This is a genomic window from Novosphingobium sp. (assembly GCF_027489515.1).
GTDB lineage: Bacteria > Pseudomonadota > Alphaproteobacteria > Sphingomonadales > Sphingomonadaceae > Novosphingobium.
Genome location: NZ_JAIXZS010000028.1, coordinates 17,137 through 42,705, shown reverse-complemented (window position 1 = coordinate 42,705; position 25,569 = coordinate 17,137). Strand labels below are relative to the sequence as shown.

General features: G+C 61.9%; 23 protein-coding genes and 1 pseudogene. 12 read left to right on the top strand and 12 right to left on the bottom strand.

Annotation, left to right across the window (positions count from 1 at the left end; all coding sequences use genetic code 11):
• The first annotated feature begins 38 nt into the window (after nucleotides 1–38).
• Nucleotides 39–470 (top strand): hypothetical protein, encoded by a 432-nt coding sequence (locus Q0082_RS05010; protein ID WP_298190565.1) that lies wholly within the window; start codon nucleotides 39–41, stop codon nucleotides 468–470.
• A gap of 305 nt (nucleotides 471–775) precedes the next feature.
• Here Q0082_RS05010 and Q0082_RS05005 read toward each other — a convergent pair whose 3' ends face one another.
• The gene (locus tag Q0082_RS05005) at nucleotides 776–1,246 is read right to left on the bottom strand and encodes a hypothetical protein (RefSeq protein ID WP_298190564.1); all 471 of its coding nucleotides are present in this window, start codon (nucleotides 1,244–1,246) and stop codon (nucleotides 776–778) included.
• Between the two features lie 119 nt (nucleotides 1,247–1,365).
• Here Q0082_RS05005 and Q0082_RS05000 point away from each other — a divergent pair, with 119 nt between their 5' ends.
• The 6 genes from Q0082_RS05000 to Q0082_RS04975 all read left to right on the top strand — a co-directional run bounded on the left by Q0082_RS05000 (nucleotide 1,366) and on the right by Q0082_RS04975 (nucleotide 11,004).
• Nucleotides 1,366–4,254, top strand: coding sequence for a DEAD/DEAH box helicase family protein (locus Q0082_RS05000; RefSeq protein ID WP_298190563.1), 2,889 nt, complete (start codon nucleotides 1,366–1,368; stop codon nucleotides 4,252–4,254).
• Nucleotides 4,254–5,720, top strand: a complete 1,467-nt coding sequence (locus tag Q0082_RS04995) for a restriction endonuclease subunit S (RefSeq protein WP_298190562.1) — start codon at nucleotides 4,254–4,256, stop codon at nucleotides 5,718–5,720. Before Q0082_RS05000 ends, Q0082_RS04995 begins: the two co-directional genes overlap by 1 nt.
• Nucleotides 5,721–5,766: 46 nt before the next feature.
• Nucleotides 5,767–7,494 carry a DUF262 domain-containing HNH endonuclease family protein gene (locus tag Q0082_RS04990; protein WP_298190561.1) on the top strand — a complete coding sequence of 576 codons (1,728 nt, stop codon included), beginning with the start codon at nucleotides 5,767–5,769 and terminating at the stop codon, nucleotides 7,492–7,494.
• Nucleotides 7,484–8,932 carry a class I SAM-dependent DNA methyltransferase gene (locus Q0082_RS04985; RefSeq protein WP_298190559.1) on the top strand — a complete coding sequence of 483 codons (1,449 nt, stop codon included), beginning with the start codon at nucleotides 7,484–7,486 and terminating at the stop codon, nucleotides 8,930–8,932. The genes Q0082_RS04990 and Q0082_RS04985 overlap by 11 nt, the downstream gene beginning before the upstream one ends.
• Nucleotides 8,933–9,263: 331 nt before the next feature.
• Nucleotides 9,264–9,872 carry a hypothetical protein gene (locus tag Q0082_RS04980; RefSeq protein ID WP_298190558.1) on the top strand — a complete coding sequence of 203 codons (609 nt, stop codon included), beginning with the start codon at nucleotides 9,264–9,266 and terminating at the stop codon, nucleotides 9,870–9,872.
• Nucleotides 9,873–9,900: 28 nt separating this feature from the next.
• Nucleotides 9,901–11,004, top strand: coding sequence for an XRE family transcriptional regulator (locus Q0082_RS04975; protein WP_298190557.1), 1,104 nt, complete (start codon nucleotides 9,901–9,903; stop codon nucleotides 11,002–11,004).
• 70 nt (nucleotides 11,005–11,074) lie between these two features.
• Here Q0082_RS04975 and Q0082_RS04970 read toward each other — a convergent pair whose 3' ends face one another.
• A complete protein-coding gene (locus Q0082_RS04970) occupies nucleotides 11,075–12,454 on the bottom strand; it encodes a hypothetical protein (RefSeq protein ID WP_298190556.1) in 1,380 nt (459 codons plus the stop codon).
• A gap of 562 nt (nucleotides 12,455–13,016) precedes the next feature.
• Here Q0082_RS04970 and Q0082_RS04965 point away from each other — a divergent pair.
• Nucleotides 13,017–13,865 (top strand): alpha/beta hydrolase, encoded by an 849-nt coding sequence (locus Q0082_RS04965; RefSeq protein ID WP_298190555.1) that lies wholly within the window; start codon nucleotides 13,017–13,019, stop codon nucleotides 13,863–13,865.
• Here the strand turns inward: Q0082_RS04965 and cueR are convergent.
• The 9 genes and pseudogenes from cueR to Q0082_RS04920 form a co-directional block, all read right to left on the bottom strand.
• A pseudogene (gene cueR / locus Q0082_RS04960) lies at nucleotides 13,862–14,247 on the bottom strand (Cu(I)-responsive transcriptional regulator). The gene Q0082_RS04965 and the pseudogene cueR sit on opposite strands and share 4 nt — an antisense overlap.
• The gene (locus tag Q0082_RS04955; protein ID WP_298190554.1) at nucleotides 14,244–16,598 is read right to left on the bottom strand and encodes a heavy metal translocating P-type ATPase; all 2,355 of its coding nucleotides are present in this window, start codon (nucleotides 16,596–16,598) and stop codon (nucleotides 14,244–14,246) included. The pseudogene cueR and the gene Q0082_RS04955 overlap by 4 nt, the downstream one beginning before the upstream one ends.
• Nucleotides 16,599–16,665: 67 nt before the next feature.
• Nucleotides 16,666–16,878 carry a DUF2933 domain-containing protein gene (locus Q0082_RS04950; RefSeq protein ID WP_298190553.1) on the bottom strand — a complete coding sequence of 71 codons (213 nt, stop codon included), beginning with the start codon at nucleotides 16,876–16,878 and terminating at the stop codon, nucleotides 16,666–16,668.
• Between the two features lie 59 nt (nucleotides 16,879–16,937).
• Complete coding sequence (locus Q0082_RS04945; protein ID WP_298190552.1) at nucleotides 16,938–17,273, bottom strand: hypothetical protein; 336 nt, start codon at nucleotides 17,271–17,273, stop codon at nucleotides 16,938–16,940.
• Between the two features lie 68 nt (nucleotides 17,274–17,341).
• Complete coding sequence (locus Q0082_RS04940; protein WP_298190550.1) at nucleotides 17,342–17,965, bottom strand: copper resistance protein B; 624 nt, start codon at nucleotides 17,963–17,965, stop codon at nucleotides 17,342–17,344.
• A 332-nt stretch (nucleotides 17,966–18,297) separates the two neighbouring features.
• Nucleotides 18,298–19,992, bottom strand: a complete 1,695-nt coding sequence (locus Q0082_RS04935) for a copper resistance system multicopper oxidase (protein WP_298190549.1) — start codon at nucleotides 19,990–19,992, stop codon at nucleotides 18,298–18,300.
• A 53-nt stretch (nucleotides 19,993–20,045) separates the two neighbouring features.
• A complete protein-coding gene (locus Q0082_RS04930; RefSeq protein WP_298190548.1) occupies nucleotides 20,046–20,606 on the bottom strand; it encodes a sigma-70 family RNA polymerase sigma factor in 561 nt (186 codons plus the stop codon).
• On the bottom strand, nucleotides 20,606–21,046 hold the full coding sequence (locus tag Q0082_RS04925) for a periplasmic heavy metal sensor (protein WP_298190547.1): 441 nt from the start codon (nucleotides 21,044–21,046) through the stop codon (nucleotides 20,606–20,608). Before Q0082_RS04925 ends, Q0082_RS04930 begins: the two co-directional genes overlap by 1 nt.
• Entirely contained in the window at nucleotides 21,043–21,315 is a 273-nt protein-coding gene (locus tag Q0082_RS04920) for a hypothetical protein (RefSeq protein WP_298190546.1), read from the bottom strand. Before Q0082_RS04920 ends, Q0082_RS04925 begins: the two co-directional genes overlap by 4 nt.
• A 133-nt stretch (nucleotides 21,316–21,448) precedes the next feature.
• On the opposite strand from Q0082_RS04920, the gene copC reads away from it, so the two are divergent.
• The 4 genes from copC (at nucleotide 21,449) to Q0082_RS04900 (ending at nucleotide 24,995) form a co-directional block, all read left to right on the top strand.
• A complete protein-coding gene (copC, locus tag Q0082_RS04915; RefSeq protein ID WP_298190545.1) occupies nucleotides 21,449–21,838 on the top strand; it encodes a copper homeostasis periplasmic binding protein CopC in 390 nt (129 codons plus the stop codon).
• Nucleotides 21,838–22,704 carry a copper homeostasis membrane protein CopD gene (copD, locus tag Q0082_RS04910; RefSeq protein WP_298190543.1) on the top strand — a complete coding sequence of 289 codons (867 nt, stop codon included), beginning with the start codon at nucleotides 21,838–21,840 and terminating at the stop codon, nucleotides 22,702–22,704. Before copC ends, copD begins: the two co-directional genes overlap by 1 nt.
• A gap of 363 nt (nucleotides 22,705–23,067) precedes the next feature.
• The gene (locus tag Q0082_RS04905) at nucleotides 23,068–24,213 is read left to right on the top strand and encodes a DUF4172 domain-containing protein (RefSeq protein WP_298190542.1); all 1,146 of its coding nucleotides are present in this window, start codon (nucleotides 23,068–23,070) and stop codon (nucleotides 24,211–24,213) included.
• A 158-nt stretch (nucleotides 24,214–24,371) separates the two neighbouring features.
• On the top strand, nucleotides 24,372–24,995 hold the full coding sequence (locus tag Q0082_RS04900; RefSeq protein WP_298190541.1) for a hypothetical protein: 624 nt from the start codon (nucleotides 24,372–24,374) through the stop codon (nucleotides 24,993–24,995).
• On the opposite strand, the gene Q0082_RS04895 is transcribed toward Q0082_RS04900, so the two are convergent.
• A complete protein-coding gene (locus Q0082_RS04895; RefSeq protein ID WP_298190540.1) occupies nucleotides 24,977–25,567 on the bottom strand; it encodes a PIN domain-containing protein in 591 nt (196 codons plus the stop codon). The two genes, Q0082_RS04900 and Q0082_RS04895, sit on opposite strands and share 19 nt — an antisense overlap.
• Nucleotides 25,568–25,569: the final 2 nt, after the last annotated feature.

Below are 25,569 nucleotides of genomic sequence, written 5' to 3'. Positions count from 1 at the left end.
ATCGCGGAGGACTGCGTGCTCTCGCCGCGACTTTCGACATGAAGCAGGCCACTGTCCTGAGCCACATGGCGACAGGGCGGATCGGGATCCCTCTCGACCGAGTTGAACAGTTTGCTGAGGTCCTGGAGATGAATCCCGAGGAGTTTTCCTTTGCGGTAATTGAGCAGCGCGAACCAGCAATGCTTGGCTTGCTGAGCCGGTTTTATGGGCACGTGTGTGACCGCGCTCAGTCCGGTGAGTTAGCGTCACTCATAGACGAGATGCGATCTACCGCTGATCTCTCATCGCGGCAGATGAGCGACATTCGAGAGATCCTACGTCAACGTGACACCCCCTCTCGGCTTGTGACTGGTCGCGCGAGTGAGTTGATCTCGGTGATACGGTCAGCGCGACCTATCGGTCTTGATGACCGGGAGTGGGAGCGATTGATTGCGATGGTTAAACTGTTTCTCGATCAAGCGGTTTTGTAATGCCTGCTCGCTGTTTCGTGGAGGGCGCAGTCTCCGTTAGAAACCTGGAGATGGGCAGTGGCACCTAGCGGCGCCACTGCGAACTGCGCCTTCGCTTCGCTTCGCTTCGCTTCGGCTTGTTTCCCCGCTTTCGGCGGGCTTCTGTTTTAATGGGGAAGGCGTTTCAGACACGCTCCAGGAATGACCACCATTTCCGGCGGCCTTCCCAACTGGGCCTGAGAGGTTTGCGACCGGCGGTCGGCCTCTGTTTCCGCAAGACAAGGCGGATATGTTGTGGGTGGTTATCCCTGATCGCGGTCCGCCAGCTATTTGGGGTGGAAGTCGCAAGACAGAAAATACACCGGGTCCGACATGTCGGCGTCTTTCATCGCGTATTCGCCGAAGCCGTCTGAATACAGAAGCTGGACATCGACTGATCCCGCCCCACGGTTTGATTGAAGCCAGTAATCCCTGATGGTCCGCTCCATGCGTGTCTTGGTCCCGCAAACATTTCGCAGGCTTGAAAGATCTGCGAGGCAGTGCAGGTGGGCATTTGTCGACAGGTGCTCTGGGAATGCAATCGCCTGGAAACGGTCTGCTGACGGAACGCTCCGCACCCGCTGGTGTCCCCAGATCTTGCGGTCGATCCTGGCGCAGAACGTCCCGAAAATGCTGCGGAGATTCTTTGCCGTCAGTTCACGATCGGCATTCAGGGTTACGCTGTGTGTGTAGGGCTGCTGAGAGATTAATTCGAGCATGCCCTTGCGTAGGGCGGGGTGGGAGAACGTGGTGAGCATGAGTATAGTATGCTATACAACACACATTCAGTCAAGCCTGAGTATCGCCCCACCGCTCCAGGGCCATGAACGCACCTGCGTAACGAAATCTGGGCCAGCGTTCCCATCCCGCCTCGCTGGTGCCGCCAGAGTGTCGTCAGGTGTCGAGTAACCATTGCTCGTCTGGGTTAAGGTCGGCATATATCTCGGGATTTTCTGCCATCGTGCCTTGTCGTTTGGTGGATCGTCTCAAGTCGATGAGGTTAGCCGTGCCCGGACCCGAGGAACTAGCGCGCAAGACCATCGACGCATTATTGATGGCGGCTGGTTGGATCTTGCAGGACCGAGACGCCTTTGATCGCCACGCAGCTCTCGGGGTGGCTGTGCGAGAGTTCCCGCTAACCTCGGGTTATTGTGACTATCTTCTCTTCGTCGACGGCAAGGCGGCTGGTGTCATCGAGGCCAAGCCGACCGGCATCACGCTCAGCGGCGTGGCCGAGCAGTCCGACAAATACATCGTCGCCGTGCCTCCGCACCTTGCCCGCTGGGACGACATCCTTGTCTATGGCTTCGAGAGCACCGGCGATGAGACGTTCTTCCGCAACCTGCGTGACCCCAAGCCGCGTTCGCGCCGGCTGTTCGCCTTCCACCGCCCTGAAACGCTGCGTGCATGGCTCCAGCAGCCCAAGACCCTTCGCAGCCGCCTTCGCGAGATGCCGCCGCTGGACGAAACGGGCCTGCGTGACTGCCAGGTCGAAGCTATCAAGGGCCTTGAGCAGTCGCTGGCTGAGGATCGCCCCCGCGCGCTGATCCAGCTTGCCACCGGCGCGGGCAAGACCTTCACCGCGTGCTCATTCTCTTACCGCCTGATCAAGGAGGCGGGAGCCAAGCGCATTCTGTTCCTGGTCGACCGTAACAACCTCGGCGACCAGACGCTGAAGGAGTTCCAAAACTTCCACCCGCCTGGCGCGGCCAACCGCTTCACCGACACCTATATCGTCCAGCACCTGCACACGCATCGGATCGATCCCGACGCCAAGGTCGTCATAACTACGATCCAGCGCCTCTATGCGATGCTGCGCGGTCGGGAGCTTGAGCCAGAGGACGAGGAGGAATCGGGGTTCGAACGGTGGCAAGCTGATGCGGCTGACCAGCCGCCGATCGAATACAACGCCGACATCCCAATCGAGACTTTCGACTTCATCGTCACCGACGAATGCCACCGCTCCATCTACGGCCTGTGGCGTCAGGTGTTGGAGTATTTCGACGCCTCGATTATCGGGCTTACCGCCACCCCTTCGAAGCACACTCTTGGCTTCTTCAACCAAAACCTTGTCGCCGAATATCCTTACGAACGCTCCGTCGCGGACGGCGTGAACGTGGGTTACGAGGTCTATCGCATTCGCACTCGTGTCACCGAGCAGGGCGGCACGGTGGAAGGCGATGCCGGGTTTCAGGTTCCCGTGCGCGACAAGCGCACCCGCAAGGTGCGTTACGAGAGCCTCGATGCCGACATGGACTACACTGGCCAGGATCTTGATCGCTCGGTCGTCAATCCGAACCAGATCCGCACGGTGTTGCAGACCTACCGCGATCGCGTGTTCACCGAGCTGTTCACCGACCGCACGGGGGACTGGCTGCCCAAGACGCTGATCTTCGCCAAGGACGACAGCCACGCCGAGGAGATCGTGACCATCGCGCGCGAGGTGTTCGGCGAGGGCAACGACTTCGCCAAGAAGATCACCTACCGCAACACCGGCGAAGACCCCAAGTCGCTCATCAAGGCGTTCCGCGTCGATCCCTTCCCGCGCATCGCTGTCACGGTCGACATGATCGCCACCGGCACCGACATCAAGCCGGTCGAAGTCCTGATCTTCATGCGCGATGTGAAGTCGGAGGGGTATTACGAGCAGATGAAGGGCCGCGGGGTGCGCACCATCCCCGATGCAGACCTTCGCGCCGTGACGCCTGACGCCAAGACCAAGACGCGCTTCGTGCTGATCGACGCCGTGGGCGTATCGGAGACGAAGAAGAACGTCAGCCAGCCGCTGGAGCGCAAACGCACGGTCAGCTTCGATGCGCTGCTCGAACAGATCGCCATGGGCCGGCGCGACGAAGATGCCCTGTCCTCGCTTGCTGCACGTCTGGCCGCGCTGGACCGCAAGCTGGGCGACGAGGACCGCGCGCGCGTGGCCGAGCTGACTGGCGGCAAGACCCCGCGTGATCTGGCGAATGCACTGCTCGACGCGATCGACGCGGACAAGCAGCAGGCCGCAATCGAAGCCGCACATGGCGCTGCTGCGACACCCGAGCAGGAGGCAGTGGTCATCGCCAGTATGACCGACACGGCGTGCGCTGCGTTTGACAAGCCAGCGGTGCGGGGCTTGCTGAAAGACATCAAGGCCAAGACCGATGTCGTGATCGACGAGGTGACCACCGACGAGGTGCTGAGCGCCGGTTTCGACCTGAAGCGTGCGCATGAGACGGTGACCAGCTTCAGGACGTTCATCGAGGACAACCGCGACGAGCTGACCGCCTTGCAGATCCTCTACAACCAGCCGGTCGGCAAGCAGCGGCTGACCTATGCGATGATCCGCGAGCTGGTGCAGCGTCTGACCGACCCACCGCTCTATCTGACCACCGCGAACGTCTGGCAGGCTTACAAGCGGCTCGACGCAGCCAAGGTGCGCGGCGCGCCTGTGGACGAACAACTGACCGAGGTTGTCAGCCTCGTGCGTTTCGCGTTGGGGCAGGTCAGCAACCTGCGCCCCTTCGCGAGCGTGGTGGACTATCGTTTCAACCTCTGGCTGGGGCGCGAGAAGAAGGCGGGGCGCGACTATACGGCCGAGCAGGAAGGCTGGCTGCGCGCCATCGCTGCCTTCATCGCCGCCAACGCCGAGATTGCGCCCGCAGACTTTCAGGAGGTGCCGAGCTTGGCCGATCAGGGTGGATTGTTGAAGGCGCGACCGCTGTTCGCGCCGCGCTTTGATGAGATGCTGGACGACTTGCAGACAGCGTTGGTGGCCTGATGGATGAGTTGCCGCAAGGTTGGGTGAATTGCACGATCGGTGACATCACCGCCCCCATCTCGACGATTGACCAGAGGTCCGCGCCGGAACGGGTAATCAGTTACATCGACATTTCGGGCATCGACAATGCCACGAACCGCATCGCAGAAACCAAGCCCTACCTTCTGAAAGAGGCGCCATCACGAGCACGCCAGATCGTCCACTCTGGTGACACAGTGTTCTCGACTGTCCGGCCCTACCTGCGCAACATCGCTCAAGTGCCCGATGCCCTCGATGGGGAAATTGCCTCGACTGGCTTTTCCGTCCTGCGTCCTGCCCCTGGTCTCGATGCTCGACTACTCTTCTTCAAGGCCACGTCGCAGCCCTTCGTCGATGCCCTGACTCGCATCCAGTATGGCGCGAGCTATCCTGCGGTGAAAGACGAGCAGGTGCGGGCACAGCCCTTTGCACTGCCGCCCCTCGCCGAGCAGGAGCGCATCGTCGAGAAGATCGAGACGCTGTTCGCTGAGATCGACAAGGGCGAAGAGGCGCTGCGCGCGGTGCGCAAGCTGTTGGCGCGCTATCGCCAGTCAGTGCTGAAAGCCGCCGTCACCGGCGCCCTCACCGCCGACTGGCGCGCCGCCAATGGCCAACCCACCGAAACCGGCCAGGACCTCCTCACTCGCATCCTCAAGCACCGCCGCGAGACGTGGCAGGGGCGGGGTCGCTATGTGGAACCAGCCGCGCCTAACTGCGATGGGCTTCCAGACTTGCCTGACGGGTGGGCCTGGGCGAGTGTCGAACAGCTCGCCTTGGTGATTGGTGGGCTCACAAAGAACGGCAAGCGATCTGAGATGTCTCTGACGCGCCCGATGTTGCGCGTTGCGAACGTCTACCAGAACCGGCTTGAACTCGATGACGTGCACTTCACCGGCATCACCGAGCGCGAACTCGACCGTGTGCTGCTTGTGGAAGGCGATCTGCTCGTTGTCGAAGGTAACGGAAGCAAAGACCAGATCGGTCGCATGGCTATCTGGCGTGATGAGATCCCCGGTGCCGTTCACCAGAACCATCTCATCAAAATTCGCATGAGCGACACGACGACTTCTAGCTTCGCAATGCGCTGGTTTGAATCACCGCTCGGCAGGCAGGCGATCGAGCGGGTCGCAGCCTCCACCTCAGGACTCTACACCCTCAGCATAAGTAAGATCGAGTCGCTCGTAGTTCCTTTGCCCGGCATGACTGAACTGCAAAAAATCGTCGAGGACATCGACGAAGCGTTTGCGAAGATCGAACTTATAGAAAAGTGGTCGCTTGCTGAACTGAAGCGCTCCGCCGCCCTACGCCAATCCATCCTCAAGGACGCCTTCGCGGGCAAGCTCGTGCCGCAAGACCCCGCCGACGAACCCGCCGCAGACCTCCTCGCCCGCATCCGCGCGACCCCCGCCGCCGCACCCAGGCGCACCCGCAGGACGGCCATGGCATGACGAGCGCCATCGCATTCCCATCCCGGCTCCCACATCGAGGCTGACCATGAACGACCCTCACGCGCTGCGAATCGAAGCCGCGCACAAGACCATCGGCGATGTGTTCTGCGATGCCTACGCCTTCTCGATCCCGCCATATCAGCGCCCCTATGCTTGGGAAAAGACCCAGGTTGAGGAACTGCTGAACGACCTGACGGAGGCGATGGAGCCGCACCAGCAGGCCGACGGGTTCTACTTCCTGGGCAGCGTGGTGCTGGTGAAAAGCCATGGATCGCCCGAAGCCAAGGTCGTCGATGGGCAGCAGCGCCTGACCACGCTGACCATCCTGTTCAGCGTGCTGCGCGATCTGACCGAGGACATGGCGGCGCGGCTCAACCGCGAACGGTATGTCAAACAGGCGGCCAACGAGGATCTGGGCTTGCGCGAGAAGCTGCGGCTCCAGTTGCGCCAGCAAGATCAGCCGTTTTTCGAGAAATACGTGCAGACGCGCGGCGCCACCGCCGCCCTGCCTGCGATGACCGGACTGGAAGGCAGCAAGGCACGGATTGTCGAGAATGCCGGGATCATCCGTAGCCGCCTTGCGGCGCTGACTGAAGAACAACGCAGCGCGTTCATCCGCTTCCTGCTGACCAACTGCTATCTGGTGGTGGTGGAAGTGCCGACCGACACCGCCGCACGTCGCATCTTCACCGTGCTGAACGCGCGCGGTCTCGATCTGACGGCCACGGATATCCTCAAGGCCGACCTGCTGGAACGCGCAGGTCAGGCCGAACGCGCGCTGGCCCAACGGTGGGAGGAATGTGAGCGCGCGCTTGACCGCGATGGATTCAGCGATCTCTTCATGCACATCCGCATGATCTTCGAACGCGAGAAGCCGCGCAGCGCGCTTGAGGCTGGCTTCCCGGTTCACGTCCCCCCCTTCCGTGGTGATCCAGGCGCTTTCATGGATCAGGTGCTTGAACCTTATGCCGATGCACTAGCGCTCAGCCTCGACGACAAGCGGCTGCGCAATCAGTTCGGCGCGACGACCGCCGGCCTGATCCAGTCGCTGCATCGCCTCGATAACAAGGACTGGCTACCTCCGCTGCTATTCTGCCTGCGGCGTGCGGCTGACGGCGTGGACGTCGATGTGCCCGATTTCGTGTTTCGCCTCGAACGGCTCGCTTATTATCTCTTTGTGATCCGCGCCGACGTGAACACCCGCATGGCGCGCTATGCCGATGTGCTCGACACGCTGGACCCGGCAACGACGCCACGTGATCGCTCTACCGGACTGGAGCTGACGCAAGACGAAGCCTTTGCCCTGTTTGAGGGCATGAATGGTTTGATCTACCTCGCAACCCGCGTGGTGAAACCCCTTCTACTGCGGCTTGAGCAGGCATCTACCGACGGCTCGGCCACCTACGATTACCCGACGATCACCGTCGAACACGTCTACCCGCAGAACCCGGCGGAGGGATCCGAGTGGAAAGCACATTTCCCTGATCCGAGCCAGCATGCCAGGTTGGTGCACTGCCTCGGAAACCTCGTGCTGCTGGCGCACCGCAAGAATGCCGCCGCGAGTAACTATGATTTCGCTGTGAAAAAGAACACCTACTTCGCGCACGGCGATACCTGCGCGTTCACGCTGACCGCCGAAGTGCGGCAGTTGGAAACTTGGGACGCACAACGGATTCGCGAGCGACAGATCGAGATGCTCGGCCGCCTCGCCAAAGCCTGGAAACTGACCGACAGCTTCAATGCCTGGCAGAAGGTGCTCGCCGATGTCGAATGAACAACTGGTCGCCAAGGTCTGGAACTACGCGCACGTCTTGCGTGACCAGGGCATTTCGTATGGCGATTATGTCGAGCAAATCACGTTCCTGCTGTTCCTCAAGATGGATCAGGAGCGGGTCGAGCTTCTGGGCGAGGGCTCGTCCATCCCTGCCGAGTGGGGCTGGCCGATGCTGGCGGGCAAGGACGGCGATGCGCTGGAATTGCACTACCGCCACACGCTGGAGGCGCTGGCTACGGCCGACGGCCTGATCGGCACGATCTTCCGCAAAGCGCAGAACAAGCTCTCCGACCCCGCGAAGCTCAAGCGCGTGGTCAGCCTGATCGATAAGGAAGGCCCTTGGATCGGCCATAGTGTCGACGTGAAGGGCGAGATCTACGAGGGCCTGCTTGAGCGCAACGCTACCGAGGTGAAGTCCGGTGCGGGGCAATACTTCACGCCGCGCCCGGTGATCGACGCGATCGTGCGCTGCGTCGATCCGAAAATCGGCGAAACGGTGTGTGATCCAGCGTGCGGCACCGGCGGCTTCCTGCTCAGCGCTTACGACCACATGAAGGGGCAGAGTCAGGACCGCGAGAAGCTGCGACACCTGCGTCACGATTCTCTGCGTGGGTTCGACATCGTCGACGAGGTCGTGCGCCTGTGCGCGATGAATCTCTATCTGCACGGCGTTGGCAACGAGAGCAGCCCGGTCGCGCAGGCTGATGCGCTCGCCGGCGACAATGGCGAACGCTTCGACGTGGTGATCGCCAACCCACCGTTCGGCAAGAAGTCGAGCTACCGCGTGGTCGGCGAGGATGGCTCGGTCGAAACCGAGCGCGAGACCTACGAACGCGAGGACTTCAAGTTCAGCACCTCGAACAAGCAGCTCAACTTCCTTCAGCACATCATGACCATTCTGGAGACCCGTGGGCGCGCTGGGGTGGTGCTGCCCGACAACGTGCTGTTCGAGGCCAATCGTGCCGGGGAGGGCATCCGCAAGCGTCTGCTGGAGGGCTTCAACTTCCACACGCTGCTGCGCCTGCCCACGGGCATCTGGTATAGCCCCGGTGTGAAAGCGAACGTGCTGTTCTTCGACAAGCGTCCAGCGTCGCGCGAAGCGCAGACGCGGGAACTGTGGGTCTATGACTACCGCACCAACGTTCACAAGACGCTCAAGACCAAGCGCCTGACTGCTTCAGACCTAGATGACTTCGTGACATGCTACCACGATCGGAAAGAAACCGATCGCTTCCATCGGTTCACGTATGAAGAGCTGATCGCGCGCGACAAGCTGAACCTCGACATCTTCTGGCTCAAGGATGACAGTCTTGAGGACATCGACAGCCTGCCCGAGCCAGACATCCTCGCCCAGGAGATTGTCGATAACCTCGCCGCAGCGCTGGAGCACTTCAAAGGCGTGAGCGAAGAGCTCGCGCCGACAGACGTTGAGGCCTGACGCGCGAAACGAGTAGGATCATTCGACAGGGACCAACTTGGGGTTGAGCCTTGACCGGCTTCGAAGTGGGTGTGGTCTTGGGTGCCCCAGCTCGCCCTTCGTGCAGCAGTGTATACGGCCCCCGGTCCGCCGCCAGCACATCCTGATCACGGGGCCACTACTGACGCGTTGGCACGCCGTCTTCTGTCCTCGATCCTGAGAACACGACTTAGGCCACGACACGGCGTCGAGCAAACCTACTCTGACCTTCGGTTGACAAAATGTCTAACAGTTGACAGATTCTTAAAAATGCCCATTATGAGGTGTATCGACACTGCCCATGGGGGTATGAATGACTAAGGCATTTCCGTGGGAGTATCATCCCGATCTGACTGAAGACCGGCTCAGCACGATTGGCGCCATGCTGGTTGATGGTCGGCACGCCGCGCTCGAAAGGTTTGACGAGGAGGCAGGTGACAATGGCTGGACGCACGGCTGCCGCGCGTTTCAGTTCTGCCGGCACCGCATCCTCCGCGCAATCGACAGCGGGGATCATCCTTGGTTGACCGCGATTGATCGCACGCTTCAGCTCATCTTTAAGATCGGTGAGGTTCCGGTCAGGATCTACAAGGGTGATGCCGAGGAACCCACGACGCGCACCATGCGGCAGAGCTTCGGTGAAATCCGCCAGTTGGAGATGCTGTTCCCGGAGCACGATGAAGGGCGAGATCTGGCCTATCGGTTTGCTGTCGACACCGACTTGGATGGCAGCGTGATTGGCATCAAGTTTGTCGGCTTGCGGGGTGACGCCCCCGTGATGATCTGGGAGGTGCCGCTCGATGGCATTTCGTCTTACGTCGGCACAGTGGGGCGCGCCGCTACGAAGAGTGTCGAGCTCGCTGCACCGAACGTTGGCCTGCGCAAGGACCGCGGGAACGAGGATGACAGCGCAAGCGGTTAAAGCCGAGGCGTTGAAGGGGATTGGGTGAATGGCTGGATCGCAAGTCTTCGACGGCGAGCGCCTGCGCCTCGCGCGCGTCGCGAAGGGGCTCACGCTCGATGAGCTGGGCAACTGTGTCAGCGCGACGCGCCAATATCTCAATCAGCTCGAACAGGGCACGAAGAGTCCGACGGAGGCGATGGTTGAGGCAATCTCGGCTGCGCTCGGCGTGACTCCCCGCTTCTTTGCCCTCCCTGCCCGCGGTGGCGTTGCAGTCGAGCAGTGCCATTTTCGGAAGCAACGGACGACGCCAGCTTCAGTGATCAGCCAGGTCCTGGCTCGCGGAACGCTTCTCGATGGCTTCATCCAGCGGCTCGATCGCGAGCTTGAACTGCCAGAGGTGTCGTTTCCTGACATACCGGTCACAACAATGGCCGACATCGAGGACGCCGCTGAGGAGGTTCGGCGGCAGTGGCAGCTTGGGACGGGACCGATCTCCAGCATGATGCGCGTCGTCGAGAACGCCGGGGCCGTCGTAAGCTTCTTCGATGGCGTGTCGGAGCGCGTGGACGCACTGTCGATCGACAGACCACGCCCTATGATCATTCGAAGTGATGCGAAGCCGAGTGCCTGCCGTTTGCGTTTCGATCTTGCTCATGAGTGCGGGCATCTGGTGATGCACAAGGGTATCGTAACGGGTGACAAGATCACGGAGGATCAGGCGAACCGCTTTGCAAGCGCTTTCCTACTTCCGCGCTCTGCGTTCATTCACGAGTTCCCGCGTGGCCGAATGATCGACTGGCAAGCCATCTTCACTATGAAGCTGCGCTGGAAGGTGGCCGCGTCTGCGATCCTGCGTCGTGCATATGACCTCAGCATTCTGTCGGCAGATCAATATCGCACTGGATACATCCACCTCAGCAAGACCGGGCAGCGCAAGTTTGAGCGCTATGATGACACGATCCCTTCGGAGGAGCCCGAGCTGTTGTCATCGGCAATGACGGCTCTCGAACATGCCTACCCCGGCGCTGTCCGTCGAATTGCGTGCGACGCGGGGCTCGAGGACGAAATGTTTGAGACTGTTGCCGGCTTTGAGCTGCCAGGATCGTCAGCTGATGATCAAGTGAACATAATCTCGATCGTGCGCACCTAAGCAGGCAACTCCGTTCCGCTTGAACATGCTGTCGAAGAGGAACGAAGCGCTGGATGCATCCCGAGCACACTCAAATGTTCGGGAAGGGCTCAACCCCGTCGAGAACTGTGTCTGTGGTCTCGTCTAGCGTGATCGCGGTTTGCGAAGTGTAGGGCTGAAAGTCGGGGAGGAGAGACATAATCCGACCGTCTGGTCGCAGGAACTCGTGGTTTGCTCCAGGTATCTGGTTAGGGTCAAGCGGAATCAGGGCGCGCGGATTGTGCAGGACGACCATGCCCTCGACCCAGCTCTCTTGATAGTCTGGTGCCGAGACATTGTGCTCGAAGGGGAATGGTTTCGGATCGTCTTGATTAAGTTCACCTCGCGCGAGCCCCACGCGCACCATCCGAACGCGCGGATCGCCGAAGCCAGCAATCTGACCCATGCGATTGAACTTGGTAAGCGTGCCGAGCGGGTTGACGATCACCGCGCTTACATTCTCGGCAAGTGGGAGGTCGAAGAACCCCGAAGGTTCGCGCATCCGTCCAAAGGCATGTTCGCCGATACGCTCGATCTGTAATGCTCCGTCGACAATGGCGTGGCGGACACCAAAGACATACTCGGTAGCAGTTGGCACGATCCGAGTCATTGCGGCCGGGGCATGGAAGTCTTGGAGTGCGATAACGAATGGTGCACCATCAACACCGTTGGCCTGCCAATACGGCTGCGGGTGGTTGAGTTTCCGGGTCAGCGCCCGTGCCAGCTTGATGGGCACGTAATGTCGCAAATACGCGTCGATCTCCTCGTCTGACCGGGGCCAGGGGACTGCTATACCCTGAGGCGGGTTGGCGGTAGTAGCTTCAATGGCGATGCGGCCGAGGTGACCAGACAGAACGAGATCCGGGACTGCCACATCCGATTGGCGCGCGTAGCCAATTTCTGCAAATGCGGCAAAGAGATAGAGCTCCCAAAAACGGGCGTCGAAGCCCGTCGATTGGAACTGTTCAACAAAGTTGCCATCCGCATCGTCATGGAACCGCATCATTGCCTCGATGAGTTCACGTGCTGGAGAGTAGCGAGCGTTCTCTGCCAACATCTTGAAGCTCGGGTTCATTCGCTCCGCTGGCACCACCGCGGCGAAAAAATCGACGGGTCGCCCCCGCTCGTCCCCCTGATGGTAATCCTCGTCAAGTTGATGATGAAACCGGTCGAGTGCCGCTGCTAACGCGTCTCGTGCGACGTTGAAGCTGGGCAGCGACGCATCCTGTCCGATTGCGCGGAATCTTGCTCTGCGGTCACGCCCGAGAACGACCCAACCGAAGTCATGGTCAATTCGGTCCCATACGATCAGGCCGAGCACGCGCTCACCCTCCGACGCGAACCATGCCGCCTCCTGGACCAGTGACACTATCCTAGGGGATCGGGTGTATCCGGCCAGTGCATCGAACCGCTGCTTGCTGATCTCCTGCATAGCTGACATCTTTCAACTGTTGTGGATCGACAGCGCCGCTGATGCGATCAAGTGGTGCCGACGCGGAACATAGTTGCGCCCGATCTCCCGCAAAGACGACTGAATGCCAACCCAGCTCAACGCAATGGAGATGGCGCGGCTTACTCCACCCCATCGCCATTTACAGGTTGCATTGCGAGCTTGCGCGCCGCCGCTGGGGCGAGTGACAGGCGCGTCTGAAGTGCTGCCACTGGCCTGCCATTCGGCCACTTTCCTCACATCCCAATCGCTTCTTTGAGAGCAGCCTTCATAGATTCGCAGACTGGCTATCGCCATGTCTACTCGAAATCCAAAACCCCGGCGGATCGGCAGCATCCGGGTGGAAGGTCGCTGCCAATCCTTGGACGTCGCTATCGTTTCGAATGACTTAGCCAAGCCGTAACGAACTCGTAGCCGGAGCTGGCTCCTGGCTGACCGCTCTGTTTAGTCAGCGCCCTTTGCACACTCGATTGGTCGTGATCTATCGGTCGCAGATCTCTACAAAGGTAAGGGCTGTCGAGGCTGTCGGCCCCCGCGCAGCGTCATGGCGGAGCAGGAGGTCGACGTAGTGTCAGCTTTGGGGTTGGTCGATATTCAGGTTCCGCTGGACGACGGGCACCTTTTCGTTCGATCCTGGCAGCCCAAAGGCGCGAGCAGCCGTTCGGCGATACTGCTCTTCCACGACTCGCTTGGTTCAGTCGAGTTGTGGCGCGACCTCCCGCTGCAACTGGCAGGTGCCACCGGAAGGCGAGTGGTCGCTTACGATCGGATGGGATTTGGCCAGTCGTCACCGCGCAGCGAACGCCTTTCGGGTGATTTCATCGGTGAACAGGCGCGAAGTGCGGTGCCCGCCATCTGTGCGGCGCTTGGGCTTGCACGCCTCGTTCCCTTTGGTCACAGCGTGGGCGGCGCGATGGCGGTCGCGACCGCTGCAGCCTGGCCCGGCTCGTGCGAAGCTGTGGTGACGGTGGCGGCGCAGGCCTTTGTTGAGGCCAGGACGATCGAAGGCATCGAGGCTGCTATGGCGGCCTTCGCAGCACCTCAGGAGTTCGCGCGCCTCTCCCGCTATCATGGCGAAAAGGCCCGCTGGGTGTTCGATGCATGGACCGAGACCTGGCTGTCTCCCGCATTCGCGCATTGGACGCTAGATGATGAACTGCGGGCATTGAAGTGCCCGGTGCTCTCCATTCACGGCGATCAGGACGAGTATGGCTCTCTGGCGCATCCTGAGAGGATCGTGTCCCTCGCGGCTGGTGGTGGCGAGATGAAGGTGATCAAGGGATGCGGGCATGTCCCGCATCGCGAGCAACCGCAGCAGATCATCGCGCTGGTGCAAAGCTTCCTTGCCTCGGCAGCAGTGCCCCCCACCGCCACAGGGCAAGCAGCAGACTAGTCTTCCAAGCGATCAAGGATCGGGCACTCAGGCCGCCCGTCGCCATGGCATTGCTCGGCAAGCTCGACAAGCGTGCGCCGCATGTTCTCCAGCGCCTGCACCTTGCGCCCAAGTTCGGCTGCGAGGGAGAGCGCCATGGCCTTCACTTCGCCGCTCGCGCGCTGCCGGTCCGACCACAACGAGAGGAGCGTTCCGATCTCCTCGATCCCGAAGCCTAGATCGCGGGCATTCGCGATGAAACGCAGGCGGTGCACGTCGGCGTCACTGTAGTCGCGGTAGCCGCTGTTCCGGCGCGGGGCGGTGGCACCAGTCCGATCTTCTCGTAGTGCCGGATCATCCGTTCCGACACCCCGCTGGCGCGTGAGGCGCTGCCGATGTTCATAGTGCCTTCCGATTGAGCCTGAGCGCGTTGGAAACCACGCTGACCGAGGACAGTGCCATTGCCGCCGCGGCGATCATCGGCGAGAGCAGGATGCCGAACCAAGGGTAAAGCAGACCTGCGGCGATCGGCACGCCAGCTGCATTGTAGACGAATGCGAAGAGCAGGTTCTGCCGGATGTTGGCCATGGTCGCCTGGCTCAACCTGCGTGCGCGAACGATGCCGTTGAGGTCACCCTTGAGCAAGGTGACGCCGGCGCTTTCGATGGCGACGTCGGTCCCCGTGCCCATGGCGATGCCGACATCGGCGGCCGCCAGCGCAGGCGCATCGTTCACGCCGTCGCCGGCCATCGCCACTATCCGGCCTTCGCGCTTGAGCCGCGAGACGACCGCGCTCTTCTGATCGGGCAGGACTTCGGCTTCGACCTCGTCGATGCCGAGCCGGGCGGCGACTGCCTGCGCTGTCGTCCGGTTGTCGCCGGTGAGCATGACCACGCGGATCCCTTCGGCGCGCAAAGCGGCAAGAGCTTCCGGGGTGGTCTGCTTAACCGGATCGGCGATGGCGATCACCCCGGCTGCCGCACCATCGATGCCAACGAAGATCGCGGTGGCGCCATCGTGGCGCAGATCATCGGCAGGTGCGGCAAGCGCGCCGGTATCCACGCCCTGTTCGCCAAGGAAGCGCGCGTTGCCCAGCACGATCTGGTGCCCTTCGACCGTGCCGAGCGCGCCGCGTCCCGTTGGCGAGTCGAACGCGCTGACGTCTGGCACTGCGATGGATCGCTGCTTCGCCGCGGCAACGATGGCGCGCGCGAGAGGATGTTCCGATGCGCGCTCGACGGCGGCGGCAACGCGCAGCACGTCCTCCTCCGAGCGGCCCGGTGCCGGGACAATCGCCGTCACGGCAGGGCGGCCTTCCGTCAGTGTGCCGGTCTTGTCGACGACCAGCGTATCGACCTTCTCCATGCGTTCGAGAGCTTCGGCGTTCTTGATAAGGACGCCAAGACCCGCGCCCCGGCCGATGCCCACCATGATCGACATCGGCGTGGCAAGGCCCAGCGCGCAGGGGCAAGCGATGATCAGCACCGCGACCGCCGAGACGAGACCATAGGCAAAGCGCGGTTCCGGCCCCCAGATACTCCAGCCTGCAAAGGCGAGGACGGCAATGGTGATCACCACCGGCACGAACCAGCCTGAAACCTGATCGGCCAGCCGCTGGATCGGCGCGCGTGAACGCTGCGCTTCGGCGACCATCTGGACGATGCGTGCCAGCATCGTTTCGCGCCCGACCTTCGTTGCGGTGATGATCAGCGCGCCGGTCTGGTTGAGGGTGCCGCCTATCACGCGGTCGCCCTTGGCCTTGGTGACAGGCATGGATTCGCCGGTGACCATCGCTTCATCAAGCGAGGAGCGCCCATCGGTCACTTCGCCATCAACGGGCACTTTCTCGCCGGGGTGGACGCGAAGCCGGTCGCCGACCTCCACGAGTTCGAGGCTGACCTCCTCATCCTTGCCATCGCCGAGCAGGCGCCGTGCGGTCTTTGGCGCAAGGCCGAGCAGCGCCTTGATCGCGCCGGACGTGCGCTCGCGTGCCCGCAGTTCGAGAACCTGCCCCAGCAGGACGAGCACAGTGATGACAGCTGCGGCCTCGAAGTAGACCGCGACGCTGCCGTCGGCCCCGCGAAACGCAGGCGGGAACAGGCCCGGCGCAAGAGCGGCGACCATGCTGTAGATCCACGAGACGCCGGTCCCCATCGCGATCAGCGTGAACATGTTGAGGTTGCGGTTCTTGAGGGATGACCAGCCGCGCTCGAAGAAGGGCTTGCCCGCCCACAGAACAACCGGCGTTGCCAGCACCAGCTGGATCCAGGTCGAGACGTGCATCGACACCAGATGGTGCAGCGCCGGGAAGACATGGCCGCCCATTTCGAGAATGAAGACCGGAAGGGCAAGGACAAGCCCGATCCAGAACCGCCGACTCATGTCGGCAAGTTCGGGACTAGGGCCGCTGTCTGCGGTCACGGTCTCGGGTTCGAGCGCCATGCCGCAGATCGGGCAAGGGCCGGGGTGGTCCTGTCGCACTTCAGGATGCATCGGGCAGGTCCACACCGCACCTTCTGGCGCTTCGGCGGGTGCCTGAGGCGTCAAGTAGCGTTCGGGATCGGCCCTGAACTTGGCGGCACAGCCTGCGCTGCAAAAGTGCCACGTCTGCCCGGCATGGTCGGTTTGATGCGCGGTCTTCGCCGGATCGACATCCATTCCGCAGACAGGGTCTTTGACCAGCACTAAGGTAGCTGCGCCGTCCCGATGGTCGTGGTGGTGGGCATTGGCAGGGCCATGATGACATTGCGCCATGATAGGGATTCCTTCTGTGACGCATCCCCTCTGGACCTTGACATCATGTCAAGGTCAAGCGGCATTTTCATCTTGATCCGCTTTGGTAGTCTTCTCCAGCTTGATGATGCCTGCCAGTGCCGTGGTGCATCAACAAGTGCATCAGCGGGCAGGTGAGAAACAGGACGTAGGGCAACAGGCCCAAGGCATGCTGCCAGTGTTTCTCGATAACCCAGAATGCCGCTGCCGAGACTACGGCACCTATCAGCAGCTGCGCGAAGATGTTCGTCTTCGGGTTCATCCTAGCCCCCGTAGAGGAGGGATGCAGCTGGTCTGAACCGGCTGCCCCATCTATGCGGATCAGTGTTTGGGTGACGGCGCTGGGTTGGGCATGGTCATGCCCCCGCCTGCCGGATGGTCACCTCCCATCATGTGTGAGCTGCCCCGCATGCCTTGACCATCGCCATGACCAGCGTTGCCCTTGCCGCCCATGCCCTGCATGCCGGACATGCTGCACATCCCGGCCTTTCCATGCGCGCGGTGCATCATGTGCCCATGACAGCCCTTGGCGTGATGCCTTGCGTGCATGGGATGAGATTTTGCCGGAACACCGTGATGATGCATGGGCTTTGCCGACACGGACCCGGCACCTCCGAGCAGCATCGCCGTTGCTGCGATCAGGAAAAGTTTCTTCATATACACCTCCATCGGAAGAGAGCCTTCAATGGGGATACGCGTGCGCGAGCGATGCACCTTGAAATGGATCAAAACCAGAAACGAATACCCGCGATCACACTGCGTTCCACCGGGTCCCTGCCATCGGCGCGAGCGTATTGCGCAGTCTTCCCAGCTGCCCAGGTCCAGTTGATCCCGATGTAGGGCGAAAACTCGCGCCGCACATCGTAGCGCAGACGCAAGTCGAGCTCCGCGGTCGAAAGGCCGGCCCCGATCCTCTCGGCCGGCATGTCCTGCGCTGACAGCTCCAGTTCGGCGCGGGGCTGGAACACGAGGCGCTGCGTGATCCTGAGGTCGTAGGAACCTTCGAGCCGCGCGGCGAGCTGGCCTTTGTCGGAAAGGAAGAGCGCTGTCTGCACGTCGAACTGGTAGCGCGCCCGGCCATCGAGGCCCACGGTAGCCCAGGTGCGGCGCGGCTGTGGGCCGATGTCTTGCCGGACACCCACTTGCAGGTTCCACCATGGATCAAGCGCCTTGGCGTAGAGCGCCTGAACCTCGCCGGATTCAAGCCCCTCGCCGCGCGTTCCCTCGCCGCGCGTCTTGACGACGAACCTGTCGACGTTGCCTGCCCAGAACTCGCCTTCCCAGCGATAGCCATCGCGGCCCTCACGAATGCGCAGTTCGGCCGCATCCACAATGAGTTTCGAATACACTGGGGTCGGCGAATGCATTTCCGCAGCGGCGGCTGCGGCCATCGCGGCTGGATCCCAGTAGCGCGCGGCAGGATTGTCATGCACCGCGGGCGGCGACTCTGCGCTCCCTGGCGGCTGGTCGGTCCCCGTCAGTTCGGTTTCAGCAGTTGTCTGCGTGCCGGGATCGGCCTGCTGAGTCGCGGACTCGTTTGATAGTTGCTTGCTGCTTGCAGGAGCAGGCATGGCCATCCCATGCATATGGTGGCCTGCGTGCGGGTCTGCGGGTTGTGCAAGCACAGGCTGCGCAGATACGAGCAGTCCCGCTGTGATGGCCATCGACATGCTCGCCGGTCTCATGCGGGTTCTCCGGGAACCGGGCGGACCTGAACCACGCGCATCATCCCCATCGCCATGTGCAGGAACATATGGCAGTGGAACGCCCAGTCCCCGCCGATGGCTGTCACATCCCAGCTGACCTTGCCGCCGGGCAGCACATTCACCGTATGCTTGCGCGGGCTGTGCGCGCCATGGCCTGTCACCAGCTCGAAGAAATGTCCGTGCAGGTGGATCGGGTGGGCCATCATGGTGTCGTTGATGAGCGTCACCCGCACGCGCTCGCCCGCGCGCATCGGGATCGGCTCGTGCGCTTCGGACATTGTCTTGCCGTCCATCGACCACATGTAGCGGTCCATCGAGCCAGTGAGATGCACTTCGATCTCGCGCTCAGCCGCGCGCAGGTCGGGGTTGGCTTCGCGCGCGACGAGATCCTTATAAACCAGCACCTTGTTATCCGCGCCGACATAGGCTGCATCGAGCCCGATGCCGGGATCGCCGGTGCGGTCCATCGGCATCGGATTGATCATGTCAACGCCGGGGCCAAGCTTCACTTGGGGGGCCAAGGTGCCATCGCGCATGGACATGCCAGACATGTCCATGCCTTCCATGTCCATCCCCATGTCCTTCATCGTCAGGACAGGGCGCTTGCGTCGTGGCGGCACCGCTGCGCGCATGCCGGCACGCGGCGCCAATGTCGCGAGGGCCATCCCCGAACGGTCGACGGTCTCGCCCACGATGGTGAAGGCCCTGTCCTCGCTGGGCGTGACGATCACATCATAGGTCTCGCCGGGTGAGAACTGGAACTCGTCCACCGCAATCGGGCGCACATCCTGACCATCTGCTGCGACAACGCTCATGGTGAGGCCGGGGATGCGGACGTTGAAGGCCGTCATGGCCGAGCCGTTGATGAAGCGCAGCTTCACGCGTTCGCCCGGTGCGAACAGCGCGGTCCAGTTGGCCTTGGGGTCGTGCCCGTTCACCAGATAGTTGAGCACGACGCCGGTCACATCGGAGATGTCGGTCGGGTCCATGCGCATCTTTCCCCATTCAGCTCGGCTGGCGAGCGGCTGGTCCTTGCCTGCGAGCATCCCGGCAAGTGTCTGGCGCTGAAAGTTGTAGTAGCCCGGCTCGACCTTGAGATTCCGCAGGATCTTCGCCGGGTGAACGAAGCTGTGATCCGACAGCAAGATCACGTGGTCGCGGTCATATGGTGCAGGGTCTACACCAGCCGGATCGATCACGATGGGACCATACTGTCCCATCCACTCCTGAAACCCCGAATGGCTGTGATACCAGTAGGTGCCGGCCTGCTCGATCGGGAACTCATAAGTGAAGGTGGAATGAGGCTTGATCCCCGGAAACGACACGCCGGGCACACCGTCCATCTGGAACGGCACGATCAGTCCATGCCAGTGGAGCGAGGTATCCTCATCGAGCGCGTTCTCGACGGTGAGACACAGCTTCTGGCCTTGCCTGAGACGGAGGAGCGGAGCCGGAACTGTGCCGTTGATGCTAATGACCCGCGAGGGCCTGCCTTCGACCATCAACGTATCGCGCGCGACGCGCAGGCGGATGTCTTCGCCGAACAATGTCGGCAGCCCAGCGGAGACCGGCTGCGCCCAGGCCGGGAGCCACGGATCGAGCAGCAGTGCGCTCGCACCAAGGCTTGCGCCTTGCAGAATGCGGCGGCGAGTAAGGTCGGGATATTTCATGAATGCGGTGCCCACGCGTGAAGCCATTTGGAATCGGATACGCGCGCCGGCGCTCAAGCCCTCAGAATGTCCGTCAGCTTTGCGCGGGCGCGGTAGAGGCGGGTTTCGATGGCCTTCTCGCTGGTGCCAAGGATACTGGCCGTCTCGCTCTGGCTCAGTCCCTCGATCGTTCGCAGCACCAGCACTTCCTTGAGGCGAGCAGGTAACGTCGCGATTGCCGCCATGACCCGGTCCAGTTCCTGCCGGTCAGCCGTCTGCGTTTCTGCGTCCGGTGACGCTTCGGCCACGTCACGGGCGTCTTCGAGTGGCAGCGCGAAGGTCAGGAACTGTCTCACTCTACGCCGCCGCGCCCAGTCGTGGCTCTTGTTGATCACGATCCGCGCCAGCCAGTGCGCAAAAGAGCGCGACGGATCGAAACGGCCAAGCGCCGCAAAGGCTGCGATGAAGCTCTGCTGCGTCACATCAAGTGCAGCGTCCTCATTGCCGCAATGGTGGCGCGCAAGCCGGAAGGCGGCAGCACGGTGCCGGTCCATCAGCACGCGATAAGCCGCCTGCTGCCCGGCCAGCGCCAGTGCGGCCAATTCGCCGTCCGTGGAGGCGGCGAGCTCAGACATCAGTGCTGCTTGGCTGTCAGCGCCCTCACGACCGATGCGTCGAAGCGCTCCGCCTGATCGGGACGCAGAACGCTGCGCATGGCGAAGATGTGTTCAAGGGTCACTTTCTGAAGCTCGCCCATCGCCATGTGCGATGCATCGACTGCGGCGGCCACTTGGGGGCCGTAACCGTGCTCGGCCTCGATGGCCGCGGCGAGCTTGGCATTGTCTGATCTCAGTTCCTGCTCAAGCCCCTTGCGGCGCTGCGCATACTGCTGTTCGATTGCCTCGATCTCGCGTTCCTGATCGGGATCGAGCCGGAGGTCGGCGTGGAGCAGTTGGTGCAATTCGGTCTCGACGGGTGTGTTGGGAACGATCCACGCCCTGCCGATCAGAACGCCGCCGATGGCCGATCCGAAGGCGGCGAGAATGATCAGGGCGAAGCGGATGCGCTCGTTCATTCGCCGCCCCCCAAGAGCGACGACGGAGCCAGTGCAGCCGGAGCGCCCAGCGGGAACACCGTCGCGGCCCGCACAGGTTCAGCTGGCACGATCGACCCCAGCACCCCGACACTCAGCGAGACGATTGCGACGAGCGCCATGGCGCGCATCTCCACGCGGGCCTGATGGCGACTGGCGATACCAGCGATGACCGCATTGTCGATCTCCCCGAGCCGCGGATCGACGGGCAGGTTCCTCATGCTGGCGAGAAGGGTGTCGAGATCATCCATGGCATTGTGGTCCTGAAGTTCCATTCATCGATACGCGTGCCTTTCGCCGATCCCTCGAAAAAATTCCGCCGTTCGCGAGGGATGCAGTTTGCTTGCGCGTAACACTGATACGGACCCCATCAAGGAGCATGCAATGAAGGTTTTTCGCGCTTTGGTAGTAGCTGCGACAGCGCTTGGTCTCGCTTCAGCACTGCCAGCACTTGCCCATCCCGCGCTGGTCTCCGCAACGCCTGGAGCAACCACGACAGCCAGCAACGTCAAGACGGTGACCCTGACCTTCAACGAGACCTTCCTGCCGCAAATGTCTGGGATGGAGATCGTGATGACCGGCATGCCGGGCATGGAAGGTCATCACCCCGCCATGAAGATTGGCGGCGTAAAGGTCGCGGCTGGTGCAGATCAGAAAACCCTCGTGGCCACTCTTGCACGCGCGCTTCCGGCGGGAAGCTATGATGTGAACTGGCATGTTGTCGGAACTGACACCCACCGCGTCTCGGGCAAGGTCAGCTTCACGGTAAAGTAGTGCCACTGGTCGAACTCACCCGCTGGGCACTTTACCTCGATCTCGGAGTGCTATTCGGAGTGCCGACGGCCGCGGTGCTTCTGGGGATGCCGGGTGTGCTGAAGGAGCTACGGCTGGCCATGCTGGTCATTGCAATGGCGGCCGCTCCCCTCGCGCTCCTGGGCTTCTGGGTTCTCGTCGCGGACATGGCCGGCACAAGCCTCGGTGAGGTGGATTCCGGTCTCATTCTCGATCTCGCCAAGGGTTCAACCTTGGGCTGGGCCTTCATCGGACGGCTGGTCTTCCTAGTCGCTGCGCTGATCGTTGTCGCCCTGCCAGCCGTCGACAGGCGCTGGCTTGTCCTTCCAGCCGGTGCAGCTCTGGCTTCGCTCGCTTGGTCAGGGCATGCAGCATCGGGCGAGGGCATGACTGGGACATTCCGCCTCGTCGTCGATATGGTCCATCTTGCTGCTGCATCGGTGTGGTTCGGCGCGCTTGCGCTGTTTGCGGTCTTGCTGGCGACGGGAAGGCACCGAGCAGTGTTGCCAGCAGTGCTGGCCCGCTTCGCTGACATTGGCACCTTACTGGTTGTCGTGCTCGTCGCGACTGGTCTGGCGAACCTGCTGTTCGTTAAGCCCCAAACGCAGTGGTTCGCGCTCGCGGCCACTCCCTACGGACGCATGCTGGTCATCAAACTCGGACTGTTTGGCGCGATGCTCGTCCTCGCGGCGATCAACCGCTTCTTTCTCGTGCCGGAACTGCCGGCACCGGCTGACAAGGACATCTGGCCCAGATTGACGCTGACCATATCGGCCGAGTTCGGATGTGCGACCGCGCTGTTGGCCAGCGTCGCATGGCTTGGCCATCTCGATCCCTTGGTGTCCTGATCGCCCGAGGCGACTGAGCGTATCTAGGCTGCACCGCCTTCAGGGACTTCGCTTTGGTCTCGCATCGCTGCTATCGCCATGTCCCGTGAAATCCAAAACCCCGGCGGATCGGCAGCATCCGGGTGACGGTGCTCTGCCAATCCTATGACTTCCATCTTCCCTCTGTTAAGCTCCACGCGCCCATCTTGCGGCACGGTGCGGCAGGTCGGTCGGAGGCAGCGGGTCTCTGCGCTTGCGATGTGGTCTGCGTTTCACCTCCACGTTCCCGCAGCACCTCAGCCAGCTGATCGTGATTGATAAACGAGTCGCTTTTAGATCATTAATGCATCACATCATGATCTATAAAGGCACTGGGTATCGATCATGCGCTGGAACTGGGAACATCCTGACTGGCCGCGCTTCAGCTACCACGCTGATGCGTTGCGGTCCTCTGAGGAACGCTTCCTTCGCGGCTCCGGGGTGATCATCGGCGCGCTGCTGCATGTGGCTGATGATGAGAAGCAGGCGCTCACCATCGACCTTATCGCGCAAGAGACCATCGACAGCTCGGCGATTGAAGATGAGGCCCTCGACAGGGCAAGCGTGCAGTCTTCGTTGGCGAAGCATCTGGGCTTCAAGGCGGACCACCGCCGCGCAAATGCCGCCGAAGCTGGTGCAGCCGAGCTCATGGCCGATGTGTGGCGCACTTACGGAGACCAGTTGACCGACGCCCTGCTGTTTCGGTGGCATGCGATGCTCATGGGGGGACAGCGTGACCTGAACACCATCGGAGCCTGGCGCATCGATCCTCAGCCGATGCAGATCGTCTCTGGCGCGCTTTACGCGCCAAAGGTCCATTTCGAAGCACCGCCATCGGAGCGTGTCGCAGCGGAGATGACGGCGTTCATCGAGTGGTTCAACGCCACCGCACCGGCCGGTCGCTCACCTCTGCCGGCGATCACGCGCGCCGGGATCGCACATCTGTGGTTCGAGAGCATCCACCCCTTCGAGGATGGCAATGGCCGCATTGGCCGCGCAGTCGCAGAGAAGGCGCTGGCGCAGGCAATCGAAGGACCAAGTCTCACGGCGCTCGCGGAGACGATCAACCGGCACCGCAAGGACTACTACGCCGAGCTCGCCGCAGCCAGCCAGACGATGGGGATCGATGCATGGCTCTCCTGGTTCGCCAGGATCGCCCTGGAGGCGCAGGAGCGCACTCAGGCCCGCGTGCACTACCTCATCGCGCAGACACGCCTCCTGGACCGTCTGAGGGGAAAACTGAACGACCGCCAGGAGCGAGCTCTGCTTCGCATGTTCGCAGAAGGGCCAGACGGGTTCAAGGGCGGCCTCAGTGCCGGGAACTACCGGACTATCACCGGAGCCCTCAGCGCCACGGCCACGCGTGATCTGGCCGAGCTCGTGCAACTGGGTGCGCTTCGGCGCGAGGGTGAGTTGAAGGGGACGCGTTATCATCTGGCGATCGATACCGGACCGGATGGTCATTTCCCCAACGGAATCGGCCCTGTTTGAGCGCTCCCTCTATGGGTAACGAAATAAGTTTCAAAACGAAACTGATGTGAGGTCGCAGCGCGCACACCTTTCTGCTCCGTGCCGACCATTTCCCACCCGACGCCAAGCGACAGTCTCGATAGACCAACCTCATCGACAACGCTTTGAGGTTTGCTTTCATGTTCAACATCTACCTTGCCACCAGTTCCTTCCTGCCAGACCCTGTGACGATCATCGCCGAGAACCACGATGAGGCGGCACTGCTGTTCACGATCTGGCGCAGCTTCCATGTGCACGGAGACCACGTGGTCTCCGCAGAGATCACTAAGCTCTCGGAGGCAGACCTTGCCCTGACACCCCAACTGGCTGAGCTGACACAGTCGATGCAACCAGGGATCGCGCGCTGGGTGGGGCACCGCGAGGGCTGGATTGTCAGCGCCCCGGATGATCTTGAACCAGCCGGCGAGATCGCATTGCCGGAGTGTCCCATGACATGCTTTGCATTCGAGACGCCTGATGATGGCCGAGTGCTTGTCGTCGCGGAGACCCTAGAGCGCGCGATCGCGACCCTACACCTTTACTCGCTCGATCAGAACGGCTGGGACGCCGAGTATAGCTCGGTCAACGAGATATCACCGTGGCCCCTTACTGGCCCGATGGTGACGCTCCGCGAAGAGATGTTCGAGGGAAAGACTGGTGTCGGCGCGGAGTGTGAGGATGGGTTCTGGCGGATCTTCCCCGCCGATTACACCCCGCCGCTGCGGAAGCGAGATGGGAGCGAGCGTCAGAGGACCGAGAGGTAGGATCGAAGCGTGTCGGCTGTTTCCGTCAGCCCCACTGCTTCGATCTTCAGGAGCAGCGCCTCTGCGTTCAGGGCCGGGTTCTTGAAGCGTTCGCGCATTCGCCTGATCGCTCCGACAGCTCGGCCTGGATCAAGCTCGATGGTGTCCGCGATGAACGCATCGGTAGACTTCGCCTCGATGTTTAAATCTGCGAGGACACCCTCGGGGAAGTCTTTTAGGTTGTCCGTCACGATCGTCGCCGCTTGTGCCGTCAGGGCCGCTGCGACGACGTGATGGTCGTCCTTGTCTGGAACCCCCGCGCAGACAGCCTTGAGAGCCTCGTAGTCCGTCACGGGGGCTTCTTCGAATGCCCGCTCCATGCGCTCGCGCTGGTCCTTGGCGGCGGCCGCCGAGTTGGGGTTCCCCTTGGCTGCGTGAATCTCGTCGAGGGCGCGCTCGACCTCATCCAGCACCTCTGCTGACCAGCGTATACGGAAGAAGCCCTCCTCGGCGAGCGTCAGAAGCATGTTGCGCTTGAGCACACCGACCAGTGAGCAAGCGTCAACGAAAGCCGTGTAGCGGTTAGCGAACAAGG